The following is an 876-nucleotide window of genomic DNA, read 5'->3' as shown; positions in this document are numbered from 1 at the left end:
GTGCCCGTCGCCTGCAGCGCGACGCGGCCGCCGCGCTCGCGTGCGCCGCCGGTCGCGGCGACGCGGCCCTCGACGCGGACATTGCCGCCCTCGGCGCGGATCGCGACCTCGCCGGTGCGGGTGCCGAGGGTCGGCGCCTCGATGCGGCCGGTCTGGCGCACCAGGTCCTCGACCAGGCCGGAGGCGGCGTGCGCGCTGAGTAGCACGGAGCCGCCCGGTGCCTCGATGACGCCGCTGTTGGTGACGAGCGCGGTGCCGCCCTCGGGCGCGGTGCGCACCGCCTGCGTCACGTCGATGCCGATCAGGCCGTCGCCCGCGAGGTCGAGGACGAAGGTCTCCGCCGCACCGAGCGCCACGCGCCCGAGCCGCGCGCGGATCACGCCGGAATTGGCCACGCCCGGCGCCACCAGCGCGGCGAGGCCGCGGTCGGCGACGGTGATGGTGCCGTGGTTCTCGACCCGCGCGCCCGGCCGCGGGGCGCCATCGAAGGCCATGCGGCCGGCCATGAAGTTCTGGTTGGTGATGTCGGCGGCGGAGGCGATCAGCCCGCCCACATCCACCTGCGCACCGCGGGCGAAGACCATGCCCGACCGGTTGACGATGGCGACGTTGCCATTGGCCTGGACGCGCCCCGCGATGACCGAGGGATCCGGCCCCGTCACGCGGTTCAGCGTCCAGGACCCCTGGTTCGGCTGCACGAACTGGACGGTGTGCTGGCTGCCGACGTTGAACTGCTGCCAGTCGATCGCCGCGCGGTCGCTGCCCTGCGTGATGGTGGTCCGGCCCGGCGCGCGCGCGACCGCCGCCTGGCCCGCGACCACCTGGCCGCCGGTCGGGCCGGTGCCCGGCGCGGGCATCGTCTGCGCCATGACGGGC

The 876-nt window shown here is 76.0% G+C and carries 1 protein-coding gene; it reads right to left on the bottom strand.

All coding sequences use genetic code 11. The features are described 5' to 3' along the window. A partial coding sequence (locus GXW76_RS25470; RefSeq protein ID WP_211864932.1) for a two-partner secretion domain-containing protein occupies window positions 1-876 on the bottom strand: 876 nt, incomplete at both ends.

It is taken from the genome of Neoroseomonas soli, from assembly GCF_018129065.1.
Classification (GTDB): Bacteria; Pseudomonadota; Alphaproteobacteria; order Acetobacterales; family Acetobacteraceae; genus Neoroseomonas; species Neoroseomonas soli.
This window is presented reverse-complemented; position numbering and strand designations above follow the sequence as displayed.